General features: G+C 52.5%; 18 protein-coding genes. 7 read left to right on the top strand and 11 right to left on the bottom strand.

The genetic code is table 11. The annotated features are described in order from the left end of the window. Window positions 1-3 precede the first annotated feature (3 nt). From mnmE to rpmH, 5 genes are all read right to left on the bottom strand, one after another. Entirely contained in the window at window positions 4-1,362 is a 1,359-nt protein-coding gene (mnmE, locus tag M6D89_RS14420) for a tRNA uridine-5-carboxymethylaminomethyl(34) synthesis GTPase MnmE (RefSeq protein WP_253968787.1), read from the bottom strand. Then, window positions 1,362-3,020, bottom strand: a complete 1,659-nt coding sequence (yidC, locus tag M6D89_RS14425; protein ID WP_253968883.1) for a membrane protein insertase YidC — start codon at window positions 3,018-3,020, stop codon at window positions 1,362-1,364. Before yidC ends, mnmE begins: the two co-directional genes overlap by 1 nt. 1 nt (window position 3,021) lies before the next feature. Continuing rightward, entirely contained in the window at window positions 3,022-3,267 is a 246-nt protein-coding gene (yidD, locus tag M6D89_RS14430) for a membrane protein insertion efficiency factor YidD (RefSeq protein ID WP_253968788.1), read from the bottom strand. Further along, a complete protein-coding gene (rnpA, locus tag M6D89_RS14435) occupies window positions 3,264-3,635 on the bottom strand; it encodes a ribonuclease P protein component (protein WP_253968789.1) in 372 nt (123 codons plus the stop codon). The genes yidD and rnpA overlap by 4 nt, the downstream gene beginning before the upstream one ends. A 131-nt stretch (window positions 3,636-3,766) precedes the next feature. Next, window positions 3,767-3,901, bottom strand: coding sequence for a 50S ribosomal protein L34 (rpmH, locus tag M6D89_RS14440; protein ID WP_253968790.1), 135 nt, complete (start codon window positions 3,899-3,901; stop codon window positions 3,767-3,769). A 442-nt stretch (window positions 3,902-4,343) separates the two neighbouring features. Between rpmH and dnaA the strand changes: the two genes are divergently transcribed. The 4 genes from dnaA to gyrB are packed head-to-tail and all read left to right on the top strand — an operon-like array spanning window position 4,344 to window position 10,509. Next, window positions 4,344-5,792: a chromosomal replication initiator protein DnaA gene (gene dnaA, locus M6D89_RS14445; RefSeq protein ID WP_253968791.1), complete on the top strand. Its 1,449-nt coding sequence runs from the start codon at window positions 4,344-4,346 to the stop codon at window positions 5,790-5,792. Window positions 5,793-5,832: 40 nt separating this feature from the next. Continuing rightward, window positions 5,833-6,939 carry a DNA polymerase III subunit beta gene (gene dnaN / locus M6D89_RS14450; protein ID WP_253968792.1) on the top strand — a complete coding sequence of 369 codons (1,107 nt, stop codon included), beginning with the start codon at window positions 5,833-5,835 and terminating at the stop codon, window positions 6,937-6,939. 10 nt (window positions 6,940-6,949) lie between these two features. Further along, the gene (gene recF, locus M6D89_RS14455) at window positions 6,950-8,041 is read left to right on the top strand and encodes a DNA replication/repair protein RecF (protein WP_253968793.1); all 1,092 of its coding nucleotides are present in this window, start codon (window positions 6,950-6,952) and stop codon (window positions 8,039-8,041) included. A gap of 47 nt (window positions 8,042-8,088) precedes the next feature. Then, window positions 8,089-10,509 carry a DNA topoisomerase (ATP-hydrolyzing) subunit B gene (gene gyrB, locus M6D89_RS14460; RefSeq protein ID WP_253968794.1) on the top strand — a complete coding sequence of 807 codons (2,421 nt, stop codon included), beginning with the start codon at window positions 8,089-8,091 and terminating at the stop codon, window positions 10,507-10,509. A gap of 112 nt (window positions 10,510-10,621) precedes the next feature. Here gyrB and M6D89_RS14465 read toward each other — a convergent pair whose 3' ends face one another. The 3 genes from M6D89_RS14465 to M6D89_RS14475 all read right to left on the bottom strand — a co-directional run bounded on the left by M6D89_RS14465 (window position 10,622) and on the right by M6D89_RS14475 (window position 14,795). Further along, window positions 10,622-13,213, bottom strand: coding sequence for a bifunctional diguanylate cyclase/phosphodiesterase (locus M6D89_RS14465; protein WP_253968795.1), 2,592 nt, complete (start codon window positions 13,211-13,213; stop codon window positions 10,622-10,624). Between the two features lie 170 nt (window positions 13,214-13,383). Beyond that, a complete protein-coding gene (locus M6D89_RS14470; RefSeq protein ID WP_253968796.1) occupies window positions 13,384-14,304 on the bottom strand; it encodes a carboxylesterase family protein in 921 nt (306 codons plus the stop codon). A gap of 11 nt (window positions 14,305-14,315) precedes the next feature. Next, a complete protein-coding gene (locus M6D89_RS14475) occupies window positions 14,316-14,795 on the bottom strand; it encodes an Lrp/AsnC family transcriptional regulator (protein WP_336297558.1) in 480 nt (159 codons plus the stop codon). Window positions 14,796-15,058: 263 nt separating this feature from the next. On the opposite strand from M6D89_RS14475, the gene leuA reads away from it, so the two are divergent. The 3 genes from leuA (at window position 15,059) to M6D89_RS14490 (ending at window position 19,355) form a co-directional block, all read left to right on the top strand. Further along, complete coding sequence (leuA, locus tag M6D89_RS14480) at window positions 15,059-16,753, top strand: 2-isopropylmalate synthase (protein ID WP_253968797.1); 1,695 nt, start codon at window positions 15,059-15,061, stop codon at window positions 16,751-16,753. 62 nt (window positions 16,754-16,815) lie between these two features. Next, window positions 16,816-18,135: a GGDEF domain-containing protein gene (locus M6D89_RS14485; RefSeq protein WP_253968798.1), complete on the top strand. Its 1,320-nt coding sequence runs from the start codon at window positions 16,816-16,818 to the stop codon at window positions 18,133-18,135. Window positions 18,136-18,230: 95 nt separating this feature from the next. Further along, a complete protein-coding gene (locus M6D89_RS14490; RefSeq protein ID WP_253968799.1) occupies window positions 18,231-19,355 on the top strand; it encodes a pectate lyase in 1,125 nt (374 codons plus the stop codon). Window positions 19,356-19,391: 36 nt separating this feature from the next. Here the strand turns inward: M6D89_RS14490 and M6D89_RS14495 are convergent, their stop codons facing one another. Genes M6D89_RS14495 through glyS form a run of 3 tightly spaced genes read right to left on the bottom strand, consistent with a single transcriptional unit; the run spans window position 19,392 to window position 22,831 of the window. Then, complete coding sequence (locus M6D89_RS14495; protein ID WP_253968800.1) at window positions 19,392-20,165, bottom strand: lysophospholipid acyltransferase family protein; 774 nt, start codon at window positions 20,163-20,165, stop codon at window positions 19,392-19,394. Window positions 20,166-20,176: 11 nt separating this feature from the next. After that, window positions 20,177-20,743, bottom strand: a complete 567-nt coding sequence (gmhB, locus tag M6D89_RS14500; RefSeq protein WP_253968801.1) for a D-glycero-beta-D-manno-heptose 1,7-bisphosphate 7-phosphatase — start codon at window positions 20,741-20,743, stop codon at window positions 20,177-20,179. Window positions 20,744-20,752: 9 nt separating this feature from the next. Continuing rightward, on the bottom strand, window positions 20,753-22,831 hold the full coding sequence (gene glyS / locus M6D89_RS14505) for a glycine--tRNA ligase subunit beta (RefSeq protein WP_253968802.1): 2,079 nt from the start codon (window positions 22,829-22,831) through the stop codon (window positions 20,753-20,755). Window positions 22,832-22,833 lie beyond the last annotated feature (2 nt).

The following is a 22,833-nucleotide window of genomic DNA, read 5'->3' on the forward strand; positions in this document are numbered from 1 at the left end:
TTTTTACTTACCGATACAAAACGACGAGAAAATCCGACCCAGTAAATCGTCCGAGGTAAATTCGCCGGTGATTTCCGATAGATGATTTTGCGCTTCGCGCAGGTCTTCGGCGAGCAGTTCGCCGGCGGCGTGGGTATGTAGCTGCTCTGCACCTATTTGCAAACTCTGTTCGGCGGCGAGTAGGGCATCGATATGGCGCTGGCGGGCGGTAAAGGTGCCCTCGGTAGTGCTCTGATAACCAATGCAGTCTTTAAGGTGCTGTTTTAGGTTGTCTAATCCCAGGCCCGATTTGGCGCTGATCTTTACCGCATTGGCTGGTAGCTGGCTATCATCCACCAAATCGATTTTGTTGTAGATCACGCTCACTTTATCGCTGTGCTGTAGTTTCTCGGTAAACTCGGGCCAGACGTTCTCCGGCTGCCAATCGGGGTGGGCGATTGCATCCTGAGCATCAATTAACAGCAAGATTCGGTCAGCCTGGTTGATTTCACCCCAGGCGCGTTCGATGCCGATTTTTTCTACTGCGTCCGAAGCCTCTCGGAGGCCCGCGGTATCGATAATATGCAAAGGCATACCGTCGATATGAATGTGTTCTTTAAGTACATCGCGGGTGGTGCCGGCAATTTCAGTGACAATGGCGCTCTCGCGCTCGACTAGGGCGTTTAACAGGCTGGATTTACCGGCGTTGGGTTTACCCGCAATCACCACTCGCATGCCGTCGCGCACCAGTTGGCCCTGGCGGGCGCGCGCTAGCAGTTGTTCCAGTTCGGCGATAATAGCCGTCAAATCCGCTTCGACTTTGCCGTCGCTGATAAAATCAATTTCCTCTTCGGGAAAGTCGATGGCCGCCTCGACATAAATTCGCAGAGTAATCAGCGATTCCACCAGGGCGTGCACCTGATCCGAGAAAACCCCTTGCAGCGAGCTTAACGCATTGCGCGCGGCTTGCTCGGAGCTGGCTTCAATCAGATCGGCAATGGCCTCGGCCTGAGCCAGATCCAGTTTATCGTTAAGAAAGGCCCGCTCTGAAAACTCGCCGGGTTTGGCCTGTCGGGCCCCCAGTTGTTTGACCGCTTCCAGCAGTAGTCCCAAAACCACCGGTCCGCCGTGACCCTGCAGCTCTAATACATCTTCGCCGGTAAAAGAGTTGGGCCCTTTAAACAGCAGGGCAATGCCCTGGTCCAGCTCTTGTTGCTGGGCGTTGTAAAAAGGCAGGTAGTGCGCTTGGCGTGGGGTTAGGGTTTTGCCGGTTAGGGCGCGGGCAATTGCCTCGGCTTGGGTTCCCGAGACACGGATAATACCCACGCCGCCGCGACCGGGGGCGGTAGCGACGGCGGCAATAGTGTCGGTATTGTTAAGCATTAGCTTTTGGGGTTATCGGCCTTTTCGATTTGCCGGGTAATCACCATTTGCTGCAAGAAGCTTAGGGTGTTGTTGGTTACCCAGTACAGCACTAGGCCCGCCGGGAACCACAGGAACATCACGGTAAACACCACCGGCATAAACTGCATGATTTTGGCTTGCATTGGGTCTGGCGGCTCGGGGTTGAGGCGCATGGTCAGCCACATGGTAAAGCCCATCAGCAGCGGCAGAATAAAGATCGGGTCTTTTACCGACAGATCCGGAATCCACAAAAAGGGCGTGTGGCGCAACTCTACCGATTCCATAAGCACCCAGTAGAGAGCCAGAAATACCGGCATTTGGATCAGCATGGGCAGACAACCACCCAAAGGATTCACCTTCTCGTCGCGGTAGAGCTTCATGGTCTCTTGCGACATTTTCTGGCGGTCATCGCCATAGCGCTCTTTAAGCTCTTTCATTTTGGGGGCAAGCTTGCGCATGCGCGCCATCGAGCGGTAACTGGTCGCGCTGAGTTTGAAAAAGAGCGCTTTAATAAAGACGGTCAACAGAATAATGGCAAGACCCCAATTGCCGATTAATCCGTGAATCCAATCCAACACGCTAAACAGCGGCTTGGCCAGCCACCAGAGCCAGCCGTAATCCACGGTCAGGTCCAGGTAGGGGGCGATTTTTTCCAGCTCGGCGGTGTCTTTGGGCCCGGCGTAAAACTGCGATTTCACCGAACCAGTTTGCCCGGGTGCGACCGTGAGAGGGGGCGAGGTAAAACCCATCAAAAACAGATCGCGGTTACCCAGTTGGCGCAAGAAATAATTGTTGGTTTGTTCCTGATCCGGAATCCAGGCACTGATAAAGTAGTGCTGAACCATGGAGACCCAGCCGCCGGTAATTTGGGTTTTAAAGCTTTCGTCTTCCAAATCCTCAAAGCTGAATTTTTTGTAGCGTTCATCTTCGGTGGTAAGCGCCGCCCCCACAAAGGGCTGCATACCAAAGCCGGTGCCGGCGTAGGGCTCGTGACTGTCGCGTTTAATCTGGCCGTACAGGCTGGCTTGCCAGGGCTGTTCACCGGTGTTTTTCACCAGGTAATCCATCTCTACCCGGTATTCGCCGCGGTAGAAGGTAAAGCGCTTGGTAATAGTGGCACTGTCCTGTTCGTGGGTCAGGTCCACGGTTAGGGTGTCGGCGTTCTCTTGCAGCGTGTATTGAGTCGCTTCACTGGCAAATACCGGGCGCCCGTCGGCGCTGTCGGTGCCATTTTGGCCGATTAAGCCACTTTGTAGGCTGTAGGTTTCGACGCTGTTGTTTTCCACCAGCACAAAGGGCTGATCCGGAGTATCGATTTCGGCATAGTGCTGCGGCAGGGCGACCCGCACGATATCGCCACCGCGAGTATCAATGGTGACGTGCAGACTGTCGGTTTGTACCTGAATAGTCTGGGCGCTGGGGGCGGCGGTGGCTGTCTCAACCTTGGAGGCGTCTTGCGGGACATCGCTGACACTGGCGTTGGCGCTGGGAATGTCGGTATTAGCCGATGCACTGGCGGCGGGAGCCGGATCGGGTTGGGCCGCTATTTGGGCTTGCTGAAAATCATCCCAGCGCATAATCAGCAGTATAACGACGGCGCCCATGGCCGCGAGTAACAGGTTTTTTTGCCAATCCATCTTAGAGTTTGCCATCTGTCAGTTGTTCATCTTTACCGCCGGGAACCGGGTCGATACCACCGGGGTGCCAAGGGTGGCATTTTAAAAGGCGGCGCACGGTAAGATAACCCCCTTTTATAAAGCCGTGAGTGTTTATTGCCTCTTCACTATAGTGTGAGCAGCTGGGGTAAAAGCGGCACTGGTTGCCAATCCAGGGACTGAGTAAGTACCTATATAGATGTATCAGCTTTATCGCTAACCAGCTCATTCGCCTTTCTCTTGATCGCGTTTGCGTGTAATGCGTCGCCACTGCTTATTCAGAGTGTGGGATAACACCGCGTTGTCCAGCTCATCCAAGCCACGACGCGCCAGTACAATAACATCTAATCCTGCCAATTGTTGCTGGTGGTGGCGAAAACTTTCCCGTATCAGGCGTTTAACGCGATTGCGGTTTACCGCTAGACGGATATTTTTCTTGGCAATCACCAATCCCAGACGAGCTGTGTCAGACCCGTTGTTACGGGACAGGATTAAAAGGTGCTGGTGAGAGGCCCGGTAGGGGGCATCGGCGAAAACCGCCTTGAAGTCGTGCGCGTTGAGCAGCCGTTGCTGTTTGCGGAATTCGAGAGAGCTCACGGAGAGGAGGCCTTGAGGATAGGGGTATAAATTTGCCGGCCCCAAAACTAAAGAGCACCGCTTTACACTCTGAATCTTGCGATACAGAAGTCTAAAGCAGTGCCCTCGGGGTCACGCAGATTCGTAAAAGCTTACGCAGTTAAGCTTTTACGACCCTTGGCGCGACGGCGAGCCAATACCGCACGACCATTTTTGCTGGCCATACGAGCGCGGAAGCCGTGTGCACGGGCGCGCTTCAAAACGCTGGGCTGAAATGTTCTTTTCATGGTTAACCTACTGATTACCTGTTCGTTGATCACACAGTGTGCGAAAAAGAGGCGGCGATTCTATAGAAAAAAATCCCCTAAAGCAATCCTAAACCATGAAATAGGGCGGTTTTTTGTGCAGATTAGTTTTGCACTCTTTATGCCCGCTGTATTTACAGTTTTTGTACTGATTTGTTCACAGGTTTTGGGTGTTTTAGTGGTGGCTTGGTGTTGTTTAGTAGGGTTTGTTTATTTTTGTGGATAAAGTTGTGGGTAAGCTTTTTGTAAGCTGGTTAAAACCTCTTGAAAATAAGGGTTTAGCGTCTATTTAAGGTGTTTTGGGGAATAATCGATTTTCGTGTGGATAACTGGTGCTCGAGCGGGTACACTAGCTGGCTTATTTAGCAGTGCCGAGCTAATTGGGGCACTTATTCATTCTTCAAATTAATGGGGGACGCAGGTTTTGCCCGGGGCGGTTTGGAATTATTGTGTTTCTAGTTTGCAGGAAGAGCTGCCATCACAGCAGTTTAATACCTGGATTAGGCCGCTAAAAGTTGGCGATGATGCCGACGCGCAAAACCTGAAGCTGTTGGCGCCCAATCGCTTTGTTTGCGACTGGGTATGCGAAAAGTTTTTGGGGCGTATTGTCGAGCTGGTGAACCAATACGATGCCACAGCCAATGTGAATGTTGAGGTGGGGGTAGGACGTCGTCAGGCGCCCGCACGGTTTAACAGCACCGCCCCTTTTAATTCCGGCAGTGTGGCAAGCCCGCCCCCTCAGGCTCGCCCCGAACCTGCGACCGAAACTCCCCCGCCTGCGCCGGCCGCGCCGCGCGACCCTATTGAGCGCCCCACTCCTCAAGAGCCCGCCGTAGAAGGTGGGCTCAAGCACCAAGACAACCTCAACCGCGGCTTTTCGTTTGCCAGCTTCGTGGAAGGTAAATCCAACCAGTTAGGTTTGGCAGCGGCTCGTCAGGTTGCCGAAAATCCAGGTGGTGCCTACAACCCACTGTTTATTTACGGTGGGGTTGGCTTGGGTAAAACGCACTTGATGCAGGCTGTGGGTAACGAGCTGCTCAAGAAAAACAGCAACGCCAAGGTGATTTACCTGCATTCCGAGCGTTTTGTCGCCGATATGGTTAAGGCGTTGCAACTAAACGCGATTAATGACTTTAAGCGCTATTACCGCTCGGTGGATGCGTTATTAATTGACGATATTCAGTTTTTCGCGGGTAAAGAGCGCTCGCAAGAAGAGTTCTTTCACACTTTTAACTCGTTGCTTGAAGGTGGTCAGCAAATTATTCTTACCTGTGACCGCTACCCTAAAGAGATTAACGGCCTGGAAGAGCGCTTAAAATCGCGCTTCGGTTGGGGGCTGACGGTGGCGGTAGAGCCACCCGAGCTGGAGATGCGAGTTGCCATTTTGAAGAAAAAGGCGCACCAAGTGGCGGTCGACCTGCCCGATGATGCGGCCTTTTTTATTGCCCAGCGTATTCGTTCTAACGTGCGCGAGCTAGAAGGTGCCTTGAAGCGAGTGATAGCGAGTGCTCACTTCACAGGGCGACCAATCGATGTCGAGCTGGTTCGCGAGGCCCTGAAAGACCTTTTGGCGCTGCAAGATAAGCAGGTGAGCGTCGAGAATATTCAGCGAGTCGTGGGTGAATATTACAAGATCAAAATAGCCGATATGTTATCCAAGCGCCGCTCGCGCTCGGTTGCACGGCCCCGGCAGGTTGCCATGGCGCTGGCCAAAGAGCTAACCAACCACAGTTTGCCGGAAATTGGCGAAGCCTTTGGTGGCCGCGACCATACTACTGTCTTACACGCTTGCCGCAAGATTAAAGAATTGGAAGAAGATGACGCGGATATTCGCGAGGATCTGAAAAACCTGATGCGATCACTTACCACCTGATCGCTTAACTGTTACCAAGGACCCAAAAAGAGAATTATTCATGAAATTTGTCGTTTCCCGCGAGGCATTGATTAAACCCCTGCAACTGGTGGCCGGTGTTGTTGAGCGTCGCCAGACTCTACCAGTTTTGTCGAATGTTTTACTGGTTCTTGAGGACAGTAAACTATCGCTGACCGGCACCGACCTTGAGGTTGAGATTGTCGGCCGGGTGGATCTGGACAGCCCTGGAGTAGACGGAGAAGTAACGGTTCCGGCGCGTAAGTTTGTGGATATTGTCCGCTCCTTGCCCGATGACGCCAGCATAGAGCTGCAGGAAGAAGAGGGGCGGGTACTGCTAAAAAGTGGACGCAGTCGTTTTACCTTATCAACACTGCCAGCCAGCGATTTTCCCAATGTGGAAGATGGTCCCAGCGATTTGCAGTTTAGTTGTCAGCAAAAAGAAGTGAAGCGCCTCATTGATCGTACGGCTTTTGCGATGGCGCAGCAAGATGTGCGCTATTACCTGAATGGCATGTTGTGGGAGGTGCGCCAGGATCAGTTGCGAGTGGTGGCCACCGATGGTCACCGTATGGCGATGTGCACACGAACAATGGGCGTTAATACGGCTGATCCAGTGCAGGCTATTTTGCCGCGCAAGGGTGTGCTGGAGTTGGTACGCCTTATGAACGATAGCGATGAGCTCGTCGATATTAGCCTGAGCGCGAATCATATCCGCGTGACATCCTTTGACTATACCTTCACCTCAAAGCTGGTAGACGGCAAGTTCCCCGACTACGAGCGAGTCTTGCCCCGGGGTGGTGATAAAGTGGTTTATGGCTCGCGCAGCGAGTTTAAACAGGCGTTTTCGCGCACGGCGATTTTATCGAATGAAAAGTACCGTGGAGTACGCCTATTACTGGATAGCGGCCAGCTTACGATTGTCGCCAACAACCCCGAACAGGAAGAAGCGGAAGAGCAGTTGACCGTCGATTATGAGGGTAGTTCGCTCGAGGTGGGTTTCAATGTCAGTTATCTAACGGATGTGGCTAACGTAATAGACAGTGATACCATCAAAATGACCCTCTCGGACGCCAATAGCAGTGCACTGCTGGAAGAGCCGGAAGAGGGTGGTGACTCTGTTTATGTTGTTATGCCCATGAGGCTCTAAGCTTTATTTTATGGCGTTATCCCGGCTGTCTGTCAGCAATTTAAGAAATCTTGCTCATGTTGATATACAGCCCTCTCCCGCGGTAAACCTTATTTACGGCGAGAATGGCTCTGGCAAAACCTCTCTGCTGGAGTCTATCAATGTTCTGGCTTTAGGCCGCTCCTTTCGCAGTCATAAAATCAAACCCCTTATCAATGAGTCGGCTCCAGCGCTTACGGTATTTGGTAAGGTATCCCACTCGGGCACAGAAATTCCTCTCGGTGTTCATCGACCTAGAATAGGCGATTCTCAGTTTAAAGCTCTGGGAGCCCCGGTCGAGTCCCTTGCTGAGTTGGCTTCTTATTTACCCTTACAGGTTATTAATGCCGATGCTTTCGGGTTGTTGGTGGGTAGCCCTAAGTTGCGCCGGCAGTATTTAGATTGGTTAGTGTTCCACGTGGAACATGAGTTTTACGCCTTGTGGCGCGCCGCTCAGCGCTGCTTAAAACATCGGAACAGCATTCTGCGTCGTGGTAGAATAGGGGAAGGTGAATTAACCCCCTGGAACCTGGAGTTAGCGTCTTGCACCGAGAAAATAGACTCCTTGAGAAGTGAGTGTTTTGAGCGGCTGTTGTTGGTTCTCGAGCCATTACTGAAGGAGTTTATGGCTGTCGATGGTCTTAAGTTGTCACTTTACCGGGGGTGGGAGAAGGGCCGAGCCTATCAAGAGATTCTGCAGGAAACCCTCCCGCGGGATCTTAAGCAGGGCTTTACCGGCTCAGGTTTTCATCGAGCCGATATAAAAATACGGATTAATGGCCAGAGTGCGGCGGATATTTTATCCCGAGGGCAGCAAAAGTTGCTGGTTTGTGCGCTTAAATTGGCTCAGGGACAGTTGTTCGAGCAACTTACCGGACGCAGATGCGTATATTTGGTGGATGATTTACCAGCGGAGCTAGACGAAAAGCATCGTTATCTGTTGGTAAAGTGGCTGAATATCCTGCGTACACAGGTGTTTATTACTGGGGTAGAGGTTGATCCGCTGATCAGCCCCTGGAGTGACCAGAATCAGGAAGTAAAAGTGTTCCACGTGGAACATGGCGAAATAACAAGTGAAGACTAGCATGGCCCGCATCCCGTATCGCAGGCCGAAATATAGTGGAGAAAACTATGTCAGACGACAAACCCAATTACGACTCGTCCAGTATTAAGGTACTGAAAGGCCTGGATGCAGTTCGTAAGCGCCCAGGGATGTATATCGGCGATACCGATGATGGCACCGGCCTGCATCATATGGTGTTTGAGGTAGTCGATAACTCCATTGATGAGGCGTTGGCGGGCCACTGCTCTGAAATTAGAGTAGTCATTCACCCGGATGAGTCGGTGTCTGTATCGGATAATGGCCGCGGAATCCCCACTGAAATGCACGAAGAAGGTGTTTCGGCGGCCGAAGTGATTATGACTGTACTGCACGCCGGGGGTAAGTTTGACGATAATACCTATAAGGTATCCGGTGGTCTTCACGGGGTAGGGGTGTCTGTGGTGAATGCTCTGTCAGAAGAGTTAAAGCTGACTATTCGCCGTGGCGGCAAGGTACACGAGCAGGTGTATCACGCCGGTGTACCACAAAGCCCGTTAACCGTCGTGGGCGATACCAGCACCAGCGGTACCGAAATCCACTTTAAGCCCTCCGCCGAGACATTTACTAATATCAAGTTTGAATTTGATTTACTGGCAAAGCGCTTGCGGGAGCTGTCCTTCCTGAACTCGGGAGTGCGCATCGTCCTTAAGGATGAGCGCAGCGCCGCAGAAGAAGTCTACGAGTATGAGGGCGGTCTGCGCGCTTTTGTGGAGCACCTTAACAACAACAAAACCCCGATTAATAAGGTCGTACACTTCAGCGATCAGCGCGAGGATGGTATTGCGGTCGAGGTGGCCCTGCAGTGGAATGACTCCTTCCAGGAAAACATCTTCTGCTATACCAATAACATTCCTCAGCGTGATGGCGGTACCCATTTGGCGGGTTTTCGCGCGGCTTTGACTCGCAGCTTAAACACCTATATCGAGCGTGAAGGTCTGGCACAGAAAGCGAAAATCAGCACCACAGGTGACGATGCCCGTGAGGGTTTAACCGCTATTATTTCGGTTAAAGTCCCCGACCCCAAATTCTCGTCACAGACTAAAGACAAGCTGGTCTCCTCTGAGGTAAAAACCGCCGTAGAGCAGGAGATGAGCCATAATTTAAGCGACTTCTTATTGGAAAACCCGCCCGAAGCTAAAGCGATTGTGGGCAAGATGATTGACGCCGCCCGCGCCCGCGAGGCGGCCCGTAAGGCTCGCGAGATGACCCGTCGCAAGGGGGCGTTGGATATTGCCGGTTTGCCGGGCAAGTTAGCCGACTGCCAGGAAAAAGATCCCGCCCACTCCGAACTTTACCTGGTGGAGGGTGATTCAGCCGGTGGTTCGGCCAAGCAGGGGCGCGATCGTAAAACCCAGGCGATTTTGCCGCTTAAAGGTAAAATTTTGAACGTGGAGAAGGCACGTTTCGACAAAATGCTGTCCAGCGCCGAAGTGGGCACGCTTATTACGGCCCTGGGCTGTGGTATTGGTAAATCCGAGTTTGATCCGGAAAAGCTCCGCTATCACAGCATTATTATCATGACCGATGCCGACGTAGATGGCTCGCACATCCGCACCCTGCTACTCACCTTCTTTTTCCGGCAAATGCGCGAGCTTATCGAGCGCGGGCATGTGTTTATTGCTCAGCCTCCCTTGTACAAAATCGCTAAAGGTAAGCAAGAGCAGTATCTTAAAGATGAACCGGCGCGAGTTGCCTTTTTGACTCAGGCTGCCCTAGAGAACGCCAGCCTGCATGTGAACGCCGATGACCCGGGTATTCGCGGTGAGGGCCTGGAATCGCTGGTGAACGAGTATCGCGCTGTTATGGATACCATAGAGCGCTTGTCGCGCCTGTACCCGGCGGATGTTCTGGAGCAAATGATCTATATGCCCGGTATTAAAGAAGAGCAGCTTAAAGATCAAAGCGCCATGCAAGCGTGGTGTGAAGCGCTACAGGATAAGTTCGTGACCAGCCATCGGGCAGGCTCTGATCGCTACGAAATCACCGTGCGCGAAGACAGCGAGCGTCACTTATTCCTGCCTCATATCGAGATTATCGAGCACGGTGTCGCTTCGGAATATCCGTTTACCCACGATTTCTTTGCCTCGGGTGAGTACCGCTCCATCACAGCCTTGGGTGAGAAACTGGATAACCTCTTGGAAGACGGCGCTTATGTTAAGCGCGGAGAGAAAACCTCAGAGATTAGCACCTTTGATGAAGCGCTTGCCTGGTTAATGAAAGAAGCCAGCCGCGGTTATTCCATTCAGCGCTACAAGGGGCTGGGGGAAATGAATCCCGAGCAATTATGGGAAACCACCATGGACCCTCAGGGGCGGCGCATGTTGAAAGTATCCATTCAAGATGCCATTGCTGCTGATCAAATATTCACCACTTTGATGGGCGATCATGTAGAGCCTAGACGAGATTTTATCGAGTCCAATGCGCTGGCCGTGGCTAACCTTGATGTTTAGTTTGTGAGTGCTCACTTGCTACTTATAAGGCAGCCCTTGGGCTGCCTTTTTTATGAAAGTGATTACTCTGTTAACAATATTGAGACGTTCTGGAGTCGCGTTATTGACGCGCTTATTTGTTGTGCGAAAATTTGGCTTCGCTTTGAGTTCGTATTCGCTCTGAAAACACTTCAGCATCTAAAGGGCGATCAAAATAATAGCCCTGGCCAAAATCACACTGCCACAGCTTAAGCATAGATAGCTGCTCGGGCGTTTCTATTCCCTCTGCGACAACATCCAAAGAAAGTTTGTGGCAAAGTCCAATCATGGCTTCTGTGAGTGATTCAGGTATTGTTTGTTGGCCCAGTTGGCGAATAAATGATTGGTCGATTTTAATGATATCGATGGGGAATTTTGTGAGGTAGCTCAGGGAGGAATAACCCGTGCCAAAATCATCTATGGCTATAGTAACCCCTATGGCCTTCAGTTTTGTGAGTACCCACATAATGCGCTCGGACTCTTCGATAAGTAATCGTTCAGTCATCTCTACGGTAACGTTAATTTTACGTGAAGCATTGGTAATTAACTCAAGCCACTTATTCAGGGAGTCATCTTTACAAGAAAAGATCCGCGGTGAGACGTTAACAGACAACTCTAACGGGTAATTAAAACGCTCGGTTAAATTGGCTACAAAGTCGGTCGCTGTTGCCAACACAAATCGATCAATTTCATTGATTCGACCGGTCTCTTCAGCGAGAGCAATAAACTCGTCCGTGGCAATTTGTTTGCCGTTTCGAACCCAGCGAACAAGTGCCTCACACTTACTAATTCGGTTGGTATTAAGATCAATAATAGGTTGGTAGTAAACCGTAAATTCATTGTTGATAATCGCAGCGGCTAGCTTATTACTGAGCTGATGACGCTTCTCGGAAACTATTTGCATGGTGGGAGTAAAAAACTGCCAGCCATTTCTACCCGATCTTTTTACTTCATACATGGCCTGGTCAGCATTCGATACTAACGTTTCACCTCTCTGGCTGTCGTCGGGGAAGATAGATATTCCGACGCTCGCGCCACAGAAGATTTGTTTTCCATCAATAGTGAAAGAGGCAGAAATGGCGTCGATAATTTCTTGAGAGATATAAACCGGAACTTTACTTTGATGCACATCGTGCAAAATAACAATAAACTCATCACCGCTGTAACGCGCCACGGTATCAGAGGCGCGAATGCAGTTTTTTATCCTCTGCCCGACCTCCTTTAATAGTTTATCGCCTATGCTGTGGCCCAAATTATCGTTGACGGGTTTAAAGTTATCTAAATCGATAAAAAGAATGGCCAGTTTAGATTTTTCGCGTTGGGCTCTCTCAATCGCCTTGCTTAAGCGATTGTAAAACAACAGCCGGTTGGGAAGACCTGTAAGCTGATCGTAAATCGCTTGCTGCTGTATTTTATTGGTAAAGCGTTTTCGCTGGGTAATATCCTGTAAAGAGCCCAGTACCGGATACGGCAAGGGATAATCGGTCAAAGGTTTCCCTAGCACTCTCGCCCAGCGTTTTTCTCTTTGCGGCCCGGTGAACGATAGTTCTAAATCAAAGGCATCCCCCAGGGTTGCTTTTTCGATAGCTGTGCTTAGGCGCTTTCCTTGCGAGTCTCCGAATTGCCCGAGAAATTCAGATAGGGACGGTGGGGTATCGGTATCGCCTATATTTAGAATAGATGCGGTTTGTGAATCCCACAAGGTGAGTTTAAGTTCGTTTCTTTGACGGCTTATTTGCCACCCACCGACCAGGGCGAGTTTGCCCACTTCACTGAGAAGAATTTGTTTTTTCGCTAATGCTTGTTGAAACTCATACTCGCGGTTGGATTGGTGATAGCGGTAAAAGACTAATAAAAGTAATAGCCCTGTTAGCACCGCAAATGATGCACGCAACAACCAGACTGTGCCCGAGGTGTTAGCCCAGCCGTTTTTCGGGGCTGCGACGATCTGCCACTGACCCGAACGTACATCAACGAGAGTGGTCACTGCGAGAGGGTCGGCAAAGAGCTGTGGGTCACCGTAAAAGACATTACTGATGGTTTTGTTTTCTTCGAACCAGCGGATCGCAATATTCAAAGGCAGATTCGGGTTGCTTAAACCTGCTGCACGGTAGAGGTCTTGGGTATAAATGGGTGCTGAGACAATTCCCCAGAATTGATCGTCGCGAGTGAATACCGAGGTTCGACCAATCACCGCCTCTTGTCCTTGGATCAACTCGAAAGGACCCGTGAGGTGCATGGCACCGCGCTCGGTTAGTGTTTTTATATCCTCCCATTGACGGGGGTAATCGCGATAATCCGCCTCCAGTACAGTGCGGTTACCTTCTAAGGGGTGGATAAAACGAACGACATTATTGGGCGCTGCGGCCATGTTAACCAGCAGAGGCTGTTGCCGGAACACGCTGCTGACATAAGCGCTGAACTCCCCTTGCTCAATCTCGGGATGGATACCAATATGGGCTGAAAGGCCGCTGATAAGAGATAGGTTGTTATTGATAATCCCGCTTAACTCGGCGCCCAACAGGGTCAGTTGCTGAGTTGTCTGTAGACGTTTGTTTTGCAGATCAGAGGCGCGAAAATAGCGCTCTAACAGCCATTCACTGCAGATCATAGTCGCTAGCAGAACCAGCCCCGTGACGATCGCCCAGCGTAGCGGGGTACCTCGGTATAAAGAGTCGAGTTTCATGGTTAAAGGGCGGTTACACCTCACGTAAATAGGCTATTAGCGAACCCCTGAGTCAGACGTAGGAGTTCTTTTACTATAGCGCTATTTGCGCCATATCTCACAGCGATGTGAGATATGTGGCTTAACCGCGACGAGATCAGACAGTTGAAGCGGGTATCAACCTGTCCCGTTTAGCGGCTCTGATCCAACAACCACTGGTAGAAGTCATCGCTGCGATAGACGCGGCGCCATGCATCGTGCCCCATGTCTTCATGGGTGGTAAAGCGAACGTTAGGATGCCCAAGTTGCTCCAGGCGATTGAGTGCCGGGTAAAAGTATTTGATGGGTATGGTTCTGTCTCTTCCTCCGGCGAACTGCCATACTGGAATCTGATTTTTAGCGATGGGCTCGACAAAAGAAGGGTGGCCCCAGCCTACTACCGGTGCGACGGCGGCAAAAAGTTGTGGGTGTTGGCTCGCCAGCCACCAGCTGCCGAAACCGCCGTAGCTTAAACCGGTAAGGTATAGCCTGTTTTCATCGGTTTTATACTGCTGTTGCACCTGGGTGATAATGTTTAGTAAGTCGCCCTCTATCTTATCCCAGCCTTCGGGAAGTAGCGCGGGAATACCGCTCATATCACCGTGGGCCGCATCTCCGGACATGGGGTGCGGGGTGGCAAAATGCGGTTCGCGCGGCGGGGTGCCGTTCTCCTGGCGCTCGGGAATCTGTGAGCGCGAGCGGTTATCGATATAACTAATACCGCGCTTATCCATGTCGAACATGTGCAATTGGGGGGAAATGATAATAAACGGTAAATCTTTCTTTTGAATCCAGGCTTCGTACAACGGGCCGTGGATCAGTACATAGTCCAGCTCGTCTTTGCCGTTGCCCCGCTCACCATTGCCGTGCAAAAACAAAATAACCGGCCACTTCTGCTCAGACGCGGCGTCGTAGCCACGTGGTAGGTAGAGGAAAAAATCTCGCTCTTTTTGATCGGCGCCGCTGGTATAATTCACCCTTTCCAGCTGAGGCTCGGCTAAGGGCTCGGCTTGTGCGGCAGCGCAGCCGCCGAGGGTGAGAAGCAGAAGACTGATCTTGGTGAAAAAATTCATAAACCGGGTCGTTAGGCTTTGTGTTGAATGGGAAGGGCGGTGGTGCGAATCGGAGATTTAAGCACAAAAGACGATTGCACCCCTGTTACCCCTTCGGTGCGTGTGAGTTTGCCCAGCAGAAACTGCTGAAAAGCATCCATATCTTCGACTATCACTTTTAGCAGATAATCAGCCGACTGGCCGGTTATCAGGTGACACTCCAGAACCTCAGGGTAATCGGCAATGGTTTGTTCAAAATTGGCAAACCGCTCGGGGGTATGAGTGTCCATACTAATTTGGATAAAGGCGGTTAAGTTTAAACCCAGCTTGCGGGCGTTAAGCAGGGCTACATAGCCGTCGATCAGGCCGTCTTCTTCCAGCTGGCGCACCCTGCGCAGACAAGGTGAGGGCGACAGGCTTATAGCCTCGGCCAGTTCCTGGTTCGAAATACGTCCGTCGCGCTGCAGGCGCTCTAAAATCATGCCGTCGTAGCGGTCGAGTTGCGTTGCCACAAAACCATCCTTTTCAAAATTCTAATATTGGTGATGGTAGCGCAACATTATGCTAATTAATGTAAATAAAAAGGGTTTTTCGCAATCTTCTAGCGTCTGGGCGTCGCTATACTGTGTACCTAAGGAGGGCGGTTGCCGATTTACCCAAGCGGCAACCGTCGAGGGCCACAAGCCCGGTGCAGTCACCAAGCGGAGATCCCGGTTTGGATATTCTCGCCACTCCCTCGAATTTACAAGCGTCCAGAGCCCGGCAGGAGAAAGACATGTTAGCCCAACCTGAAAGCAAATATCGCCGTTTTGCCCCCATCGATTTACCCAATCGACAGTGGCCCGCCAAGGTGATTGAACATCCACCGATTTGGATGAGCACGGACCTGCGCGATGGCAATCAGGCGCTGATCGATCCCATGTCAGTGGAAACCAAGCTCACCTTCTTTAAGGCTCTGGTGAATATGGGGTTTAAAGAAATTGAAGTGGGGTTTCCCTCCGCCTCGCAAACCGACTACGACTTTGTTCGCCGGTTAATTGACGAGGGGCATATTCCTGCGGATGTCACGATTGAGGTATTAACCCAGGCGCGCAAAGAGTTGATTGATCGCACCGTCGAGTCTTTGCAGGGGGTTCACCGCGCTATTGTGCATATGTATAACCCTACGGCGCCGGACTTTCGCGAGATTGTCTATCGCACCGATAAAGCCGGGGTAAAAGCCATGGCCGAGCAGGGGACGCGCTGGGTGCAAGAGGCGGTGCAGCGCTTTCCGGACACTGAGTGGGTTTATCAGTACTCGCCCGAGGTGTTTTCCGGCACCGAGCTGGATTTCGCTAAAGAGGTGGTGGATGCCGTGAGTGCTATTTGGCAGCCCACACCGGCCCATAAAATGATTATCAATTTGCCGGCTACCGTGGAAATGGCCACACCCAATGTCTATGCCGATCAAATCGAGTGGATGCATCGCCATATCGATAGACGCGAGAGTATTATTATCAGTGTTCACCCGCACAATGATCGCGGTACCGCCGTGGCCGCCGCCGAGTTGGCGGTAATGGCAGGGGCCGATCGAGTAGAGGGCTGTCTGTTTGGTAACGGTGAGCGCACCGGCAATGTGGATTTGGTGACTCTGGCCTTAAACCTTTACACCCAGGGCATTCATCCGGGGTTGGATTTCAGTCAGATAGATCAAGTGCGTCAATTGGTTGAGCAGTGCAATAAGATACCTGTGCACCCGCGCCATCCCTATGCCGGTGAGTTGGTATTTACCGCTTTTTCCGGCTCGCACCAAGATGCGATCAAAAAAGGCTTTGCTGCGCGCCAGGCGGATGATATGTGGAATGTTCCCTATCTGCCCATCGATCCCATGGATTTGGGCCGCAGCTACGAGTCTGTGGTACGGGTGAACAGTCAGTCGGGCAAAGGGGGCATCGCCTTTTTATTGGCGCAGGAATATGGTTTGGATATTCCCCGCCGTTTGCAGATAGAGTTTAGCCGTATTGTGCAGCGACACACCGAGACCACGGGTAAAGAAGCGAATAGCCAAGTAATTTTTGAGCTGTTTGAGCAAGAGTATTTAGCCGATGGAGGGGCTATTGAATACGCTCACAACGAGCAGCACAGCCGTGATCAAGAAGTCAGTTTGGCGCTTGAGTTAAGTATACATAAGCGTCCTTGCCGGATTATGGGTCAGGGTACCGGTCCGGTGGATGCGGCAGTGGCGGCGTTAAAGGATGTGGTGGGTGATATCGCCGTTGTGGACTATCACGAGCATGCGATTTCCGGCGGAGGCGCGAATGGCGATGCGGTCAGTTATATTGAAATGCGCTTTGGCCAAGGGGAGCCAGTTTTCGGGGTGGGGCGTGACAGCAGTATCGTAGCGGCCGCTCTCAAAGCTCTGGTTAACGGGATTAACCGTTCGGGAGTAAAGCTCGAAAGCGACATATCTAGTATGGGCGCCGGGGGCTAACAATCGCCGAGTGTGCTAATCTGAAGTTGTATTTTGTTCTTAGGGTGGGCGGTTAGCTTATTTTGCAAAAAATCGCGGTTTTAAAAATTAAACTCGGGCGTGGTTTTCTGCTGTTGCTGCTATTGCTAACACTTTTCCTATTGGCTTTGCCGAAAGTGTTGCCCGAGCGCGAATTGGTGTTATTACCCGATAATAACGCCAATCGCTTTCTCTATGACGATCAGGAGATCGGGGGCGGCAATCGTGTAGAGTGGCTTGACCAGAGTAATAATCATTGGCGCTGCACCCGTGATATCGATAAATCGTCTCATTTCTGTGGCTATAATCTGGCGTTAAGCGACGATTTTACCCGTGGGATTGATTTTTCTGCCTATCAAAAAATCCGCTACGAAGTAGACTTTAATACCAGCTCCTCGCAAATAACGCTCTTTTTGCGCAACTATAATCCGGTTTATTCGAATCCCGACGACGGCAATAGCGCTCAGTACATCCATTTCTTTTTAAAGCCACAGGATTTGTCTTCGGTTATAACCATCGATTTCAACGAGTTTCGGTTGGCGGAGTGGTGGTTATCGGGAAGGGGCTTAGCCCGTGAAGATCGCAGCCCGCAATTTAACAATATTACTCTACTGGGAATAAATCTGGGCTCAGATTTAAGCCCGGGTAACCACGACGTTGTCATCAAGCGTATCGCCCTTCGGGGGCCCTGGGTGAGTGCTGAAACCTGGTATCTGGCTCTGTTGCTGGTTTGGTTGGTGGGCGCCATCGGGGTTCTATCGATTAAAATGATTTACCATCATCGTCAGGCTTCTATGGCGCGCCATAAGTACTCTACCCTGCACGAGCGTCACCGAGAGCTGCACGATCGGGCGCAAGAGTTAACCGATTTAAGTCAGCGCGACGCCTTATCTGGGTTGTTTAATCGGCACGGATTATCCTTGGCGTTAGCACCTGTATTAAAGTCGGGTAAAGGCTATGCTGTGGTGGTTCTCGACATTGATCACTTTAAGCGAATCAATGATCGCCGCGGTCACCTCGAAGGTGATCAAATTTTGGTACAGGTGGCTCAATTAACTCAAAACGAGGTGCGTGCCGACGACATAGTCGCCCGCTGGGGTGGGGAAGAGTTTGTAATCGTTCTACCGGGCGCCGGCACCGAAGAGGCCTACAAGCTCGCCGAGCGAATTCGCTACAGCGTATTCAACGCCCGTTTCTTCCAAGATAAAAAGTTGATTGTAAGCGTTAGTTTGGGGATAAGCCATGCTCAGCCAGGCGCGGATAATACATTCGAGCCGGTGTTTAACCGGGCCGACCAGGCGCTTTATAAGGCAAAAGAGTTGGGCCGAAACTGCACTGTGATAGACGGCGAGCCCCAGCGCTAGAAAACCACCAGAGGTACTGTGAAGAGCTGCAAAGGTTTACGCGACTTTGGGAGCCTGGGTTACAATGCGCCCATCGCTTTTCCCTAAATGGCATTATGAGATTGAAAGTCGCTGTTACTTTAACCTGGCAGGCTCTGTTGTGCGTAACGCTTCTGGCGGCCTGTGCCCATGACAATCCGGTTTATCGGCCGATAGCCACCGACGACTTTGCCCAGTCGCTCGAGCGCTGGAATAAGCGCCACCCCGACCGCGAAATAGCCCCTTACAATGCGACCCAAATTTTGGCTATTGCCGACAACCTATTGCTGATGCAGCGCAACAACGGTGGGTGGCCAGCGCACACCAATCCGTTCCGGCGCTTAAGCGGTGACGAAAAACTGCGGTTTTTAAAGGATCAAAACGCGGCCGATGCCAGTTTTGCCGACAATAATGTTTTCGCGCAAATTTATTATCTGTCCCACGTTTATTTGCAAACCGGCGATGTGCAATACCGCAATGCAGCGCGTCGGGCGCTGCAGCTGGTTATGTCCGCACAACTCTACAATGGCGGTTGGAGCTTGCGCGCGCGCGACAGCTTAAAACAGCGCGAGGGTACTCAGGCAATTGATACTCAGGTGACGCTTAACGCGCTGCAGTTCCTGCGTCAGGTGGCGGCGGGGCGTATGCCCTATGGTTATATTCCCTTTACCGTGAGACGGCAGGCCGCTAGCGCTGTGGAAAAGGGGGATGGGTTATTGCTGCGTTTACAGTTGGCCCACAACAGCAGAGCCAGTGGTTGGGCCAGCGCCTACGATCTGGACACCGGCCAGCCGATAGCGGCTGTAAACGAGCTTAACGCCGCGCTCAATGTGCTTTTAACGGTCGATGTGGTGAACTACTTTGCTGGCATTTCCCGCCCCCCCGCGCAGGTTTTACGCGCGGTAAAAGGCGCTCATGACTGGTTGGTGGCCAATAGTGTGCAGCGCTGGGCGGCACGCCAAGCCGACAATGCAGAGATAATACCGGGGCTGGTATCGCCTCACTCCGACCAACATTTACCGGCGCAAACCCTATGGGCGCAGCGCTATAGTGTGAATGGTTCAGAGCCTTTGGGCCCCAGTTATTGTCCGGCGAGTGATACACCTTGGGTTGAGTATGCGCAAGAATTGGGGGACTGGCCTCGGGAATTTATTCAGCAGCGCTATCCCCGCTGGAGCAAGCTTAATTTACCGTCATCCTAAGGGTTAGCAGCTTGCCGCTGCGGTGTTAAAAATGGCTTATGATTCCGACGTCGGTTTTTGCGCCTGCTGGGGGCTGTAAATTCCGTCGTCGCGGGCCAAGGGCAGCGCAGCGATTTGCTCCTCGGTCCAGGTTTTGACCTCTTCGGTAATGGATTTTCGATCGCGCCCCTGGGGCTGGATGGCTTCGCCGATAACCACCGTGATAGTCCCGGGGTACTTTAAATAGTGCTTGTGGGGCCAGCACTCGGCGGCGTTGTGAGCCACGGGCACCACCGGCATTTGCGCGCTGCAGGCAATGTCGGCGCCGCTTTTGTAATAGGTACCGACTGCACCCAGAGGCATGCGCGTGCCCTCGGGGAAAATCAGCACGCTGATACCTTCTTGGAGCCTTTCCACACCTTTGATTTTTACATCTTTAAGCGCTTGCAAGCGGTTGCTGCGATCGATGGCAATGGGCTTGAGCGTCGCCAGACCCCATCCGAAAAAGGGGATTCGCATTAGCTCTTTTTTTAAGATGGTGCTAATGGGCGCCATGTAATACTGCAAAAACATGGTTTCCCAGGTGCTTTGATGTTTCGCCATTACCACCGCGGGCTGAGAGTTACTTTCACTGCTGCGATGGTCGATCACCTTCACCCGAATATTGCAGGTCAGGCGCAGCCAAAACATCACAAAACGGTTCCACAAAGTGATCACTCGCCAGCGATAGCGATAGGGCACAAACGCCCATATCAGCACGGCGAGGCTGCCAAATAAAATGCCACTGGTGTAGTAGCCAATATTGAACAAGGTGGTGCGAACGTAGAGCAAGGGTGGTTTCCTTAGGATTGAATGGCGTCAACCGCGTGGGCGAGATCGGTAAATACCTCAACGCTTTGGCCATTCAGGGTATAGGTGTTGCCGTCGCTCCCTTGTGGCTCGAGCTGTTTCAAGGTAGCTTCGCCCTTGCCGGTTTTGACCAACATAAGGCGGCAACCTTTACTCGCTCCCGCTTGCAAGTCGCGCAGGCTGTCCCCGATAAAAGGCACGGACTCGGCGCTGGTATTAAACTCCGCTTCAATCGCATCGATTAACCCGGGCAGGGGTTTGCGGCATTTGCACTCGTCATCCGGACCGTGGGGGCAGTAGAAAATAGCGCCCAGTTGGCCCCCGGCCGATTCCACCGCGTCGCTGAGCTTGGCGTGCATGGCCTCCAGATCATCCAGATCAAAATACCCCCGCGCCAGGCCCGACTGGTTGGTCGCTACCACCAGGGTGTAGCCCGCCTTGGAAAGGCGGGCGATAGCCTCGATGCTGCCGTCAATAGGCGTCCACTGCTCGGCCGAGCGGATATAGTCGTCACTATCGTGGTTAATCACGCCGTCGCGATCGAGAATCACCAGTTGCATAAAATGCCTCTAGCCCTTGGCTGGCGCCAGTAATGAGATGTCGGCCACCTGCAAAAACAATCCGCGCAGCTTGGCCAGCAGGGCCAGGCGGTTGTTTTTTAGCGCCTCATCGTCGGCCATAACCATCACCTGATCAAAGAAGGTGTCCACCGGTTCGCGCAGGCCCGCGAGGGTAGCCAGAGCATCGGCGTAACGGCGTTCGGCAAACAGCGGTGCGACCCGCTCGGCCTTATCTGCTACCGCTTCGGCCAGTTGCTTCTCGGCCGCTTCCTGCAGCAGGGCATCGTCGACGATCTCGGCCGGGGCGCTGTCTAGTTTACCCAAAATGTTTGAAACCCGTTTATTGGCAGATGCCAAAGCGGCCGCTTCGCTCATCTGGGCGAAGGCATCCACCGCCAGCACCCGGGCGTTGATGTCGAGCGGGTGAGACAGCTCTTTCGCCGCTACCGCCAAGTAAACCTCGGTGGCGATTTTATCTTCCTCGTACCAGGCACGGAAACGCTCCAGCATATAGGCCAGGGCATCATTTACCGTAGCCGCTGGATCTTTAATATTATCGCCGTGCGCGGCCACCGCCTGCTCCAGCAGGGCGCGCAGGTCCAGATTAATGTCTTGTTCGACCATCAGGCGCAGCGCGCCCAAACTCGCGCGGCGCAGCGCAAAGGGGTCCTTTGAGCCGGTGGGCTTTTGGCCAATCCCAAAAATACCGGTAATGGTGTCCAGGCGATCGGCCAAGGCGATCAGGGCACCGGTTTGGGTTTGGGGCAATTTATCGCCGGAAAACTTGGGCAGGTATTGCTCGGTCAGGGCCTGGGCGACTTCGGCATCTTCGCCGTCGTTTTGGGCGTAGTAGTAACCAGCAATGCCCTGCATTTTATCGAACTCCAGCACCATTTCGGTGACTAGATCGGCCTTGGACAGCTCGCCGGCACGCTTGGCCTTGGCGGCGTCGTAATTCAGCTCGCTGGCGATCTTGGCCGCGAGGCTGGCGATGCGTTCGGTTTTATCGAAAATACTGCCCAGCTTGGCCTGAAACACAATGCTTTTCAGGCGTTCGCGCTGGCTTTCCAGGGGGCGCTTTTTATCGGTTTCAAAAAAGAAGGCGGCGTCGGCAAGGCGCGGACGAATCACCCGCTCATTGCCATCGATCACCTGGGCCGGGTCTTTGGATTCGATATTGGCCAGGGTAATAAAGTTGGGTTTGAGCTGGCCGTCGCTATCGACCACATGGAAGTATTTTTGGTGCTCGGCCATCGAGGAAATCAAGGCTTCGGCGGGCACTTGCAAAAAGCGCTCTTCAAACTTGCCGGTAAGCGCTACCGGCCATTCCACCAGCGCGGTCACTTCGTCCAACAGGTCTTCGTCGATGACCGCAGTTCCGTTAATGGCCGAGGCTTCACGATTGACCTGGTCGATGATCAGTGAGCGGCGCTCGGCGCGATCGACCAGCACATAGGCTTGGCGCATGGCTTGAACATAGTCGCCCGCTGAGGCCAGAGAGACCGCTTGGTTGTGGTGAAAACGATGTCCCTGGGATTCGCGACCGGCTTTAACACCCAGAATCTCGGCGTCGACCACATCGGTGCCCAGCAGCATGACCACCCAGTGAACCGGACGGACAAACTCGGTGCGCGAGGCGCCCCAGCGCATACGTTTGGGAATTGGCAACTTAGCCAGCGAGTCACTGATAATGCCGGCCATCAGCTCGGTAGCCTGCTCGCCACCGGCCTTTTGGCGGGCGACCAGCTTATCGGCCTTACCGTCGTTTTCGGTGGTTAGCTGTTCAACGCTTAAGCCGTTTTTCGCGGCAAAGGCCTCGGCGGCCTTGGTGGGCTTGCCGTCGCCGTCAAAAGCGATCTTGGCCGGTGGCCCCCATACAGTCACTTCTTTAACGGGGGTCGCGGTTTCTAAATCGGTCACTAAAAATGCCAACCGGCGCGGGGCGCAGTAGCTCTGAATACCCCGATGCTCCAGGCCGGCCTTGGTCAGGCCTTCGGCCACGCCGTTTTCCAGGGCGGCACTTAACGATTTGAGGGCGACGGGGGGCAGCTCTTCGGTGCCCAGTTCAAACAAAAAATCGGCAGACATGA

Source organism: Gilvimarinus xylanilyticus, assembly GCF_024195295.1.
GTDB lineage: Bacteria > Pseudomonadota > Gammaproteobacteria > Pseudomonadales > Cellvibrionaceae > Gilvimarinus > Gilvimarinus xylanilyticus.

What these genes read in the sequence shown, in the direction of transcription:
- dnaN (WP_253968792.1), top strand. Translation starts at nt 5,833, where the DNA reads ATGAAATTTGTCGTTTCCCGCGAGGCATTGATTAAACCCCTGCAACTG.
- yidC (WP_253968883.1), bottom strand. Translation starts at nt 3,020, where the DNA reads ATGGATTGGCAAAAAAACCTGTTACTCGCGGCCATGGGCGCCGTCGTT.
- gyrB (WP_253968794.1), top strand. Translation starts at nt 8,089, where the DNA reads ATGTCAGACGACAAACCCAATTACGACTCGTCCAGTATTAAGGTACTG.
- glyS (WP_253968802.1), bottom strand. Translation starts at nt 22,831, where the DNA reads ATGTCTGCCGATTTTTTGTTTGAACTGGGCACCGAAGAGCTGCCCCCC.
- leuA (WP_253968797.1), top strand. Translation starts at nt 15,059, where the DNA reads ATGTTAGCCCAACCTGAAAGCAAATATCGCCGTTTTGCCCCCATCGAT.
- recF (WP_253968793.1), top strand. Translation starts at nt 6,950, where the DNA reads ATGGCGTTATCCCGGCTGTCTGTCAGCAATTTAAGAAATCTTGCTCAT.
- rpmH (WP_253968790.1), bottom strand. Translation starts at nt 3,901, where the DNA reads ATGAAAAGAACATTTCAGCCCAGCGTTTTGAAGCGCGCCCGTGCACAC.
- M6D89_RS14490 (WP_253968799.1), top strand. Translation starts at nt 18,231, where the DNA reads ATGAGATTGAAAGTCGCTGTTACTTTAACCTGGCAGGCTCTGTTGTGC.
- yidD (WP_253968788.1), bottom strand. Translation starts at nt 3,267, where the DNA reads ATGAGCTGGTTAGCGATAAAGCTGATACATCTATATAGGTACTTACTC.
- mnmE (WP_253968787.1), bottom strand. Translation starts at nt 1,362, where the DNA reads ATGCTTAACAATACCGACACTATTGCCGCCGTCGCTACCGCCCCCGGT.
- M6D89_RS14465 (WP_253968795.1), bottom strand. Translation starts at nt 13,213, where the DNA reads ATGAAACTCGACTCTTTATACCGAGGTACCCCGCTACGCTGGGCGATC.
- M6D89_RS14470 (WP_253968796.1), bottom strand. Translation starts at nt 14,304, where the DNA reads ATGAATTTTTTCACCAAGATCAGTCTTCTGCTTCTCACCCTCGGCGGC.
- gmhB (WP_253968801.1), bottom strand. Translation starts at nt 20,743, where the DNA reads ATGCAACTGGTGATTCTCGATCGCGACGGCGTGATTAACCACGATAGT.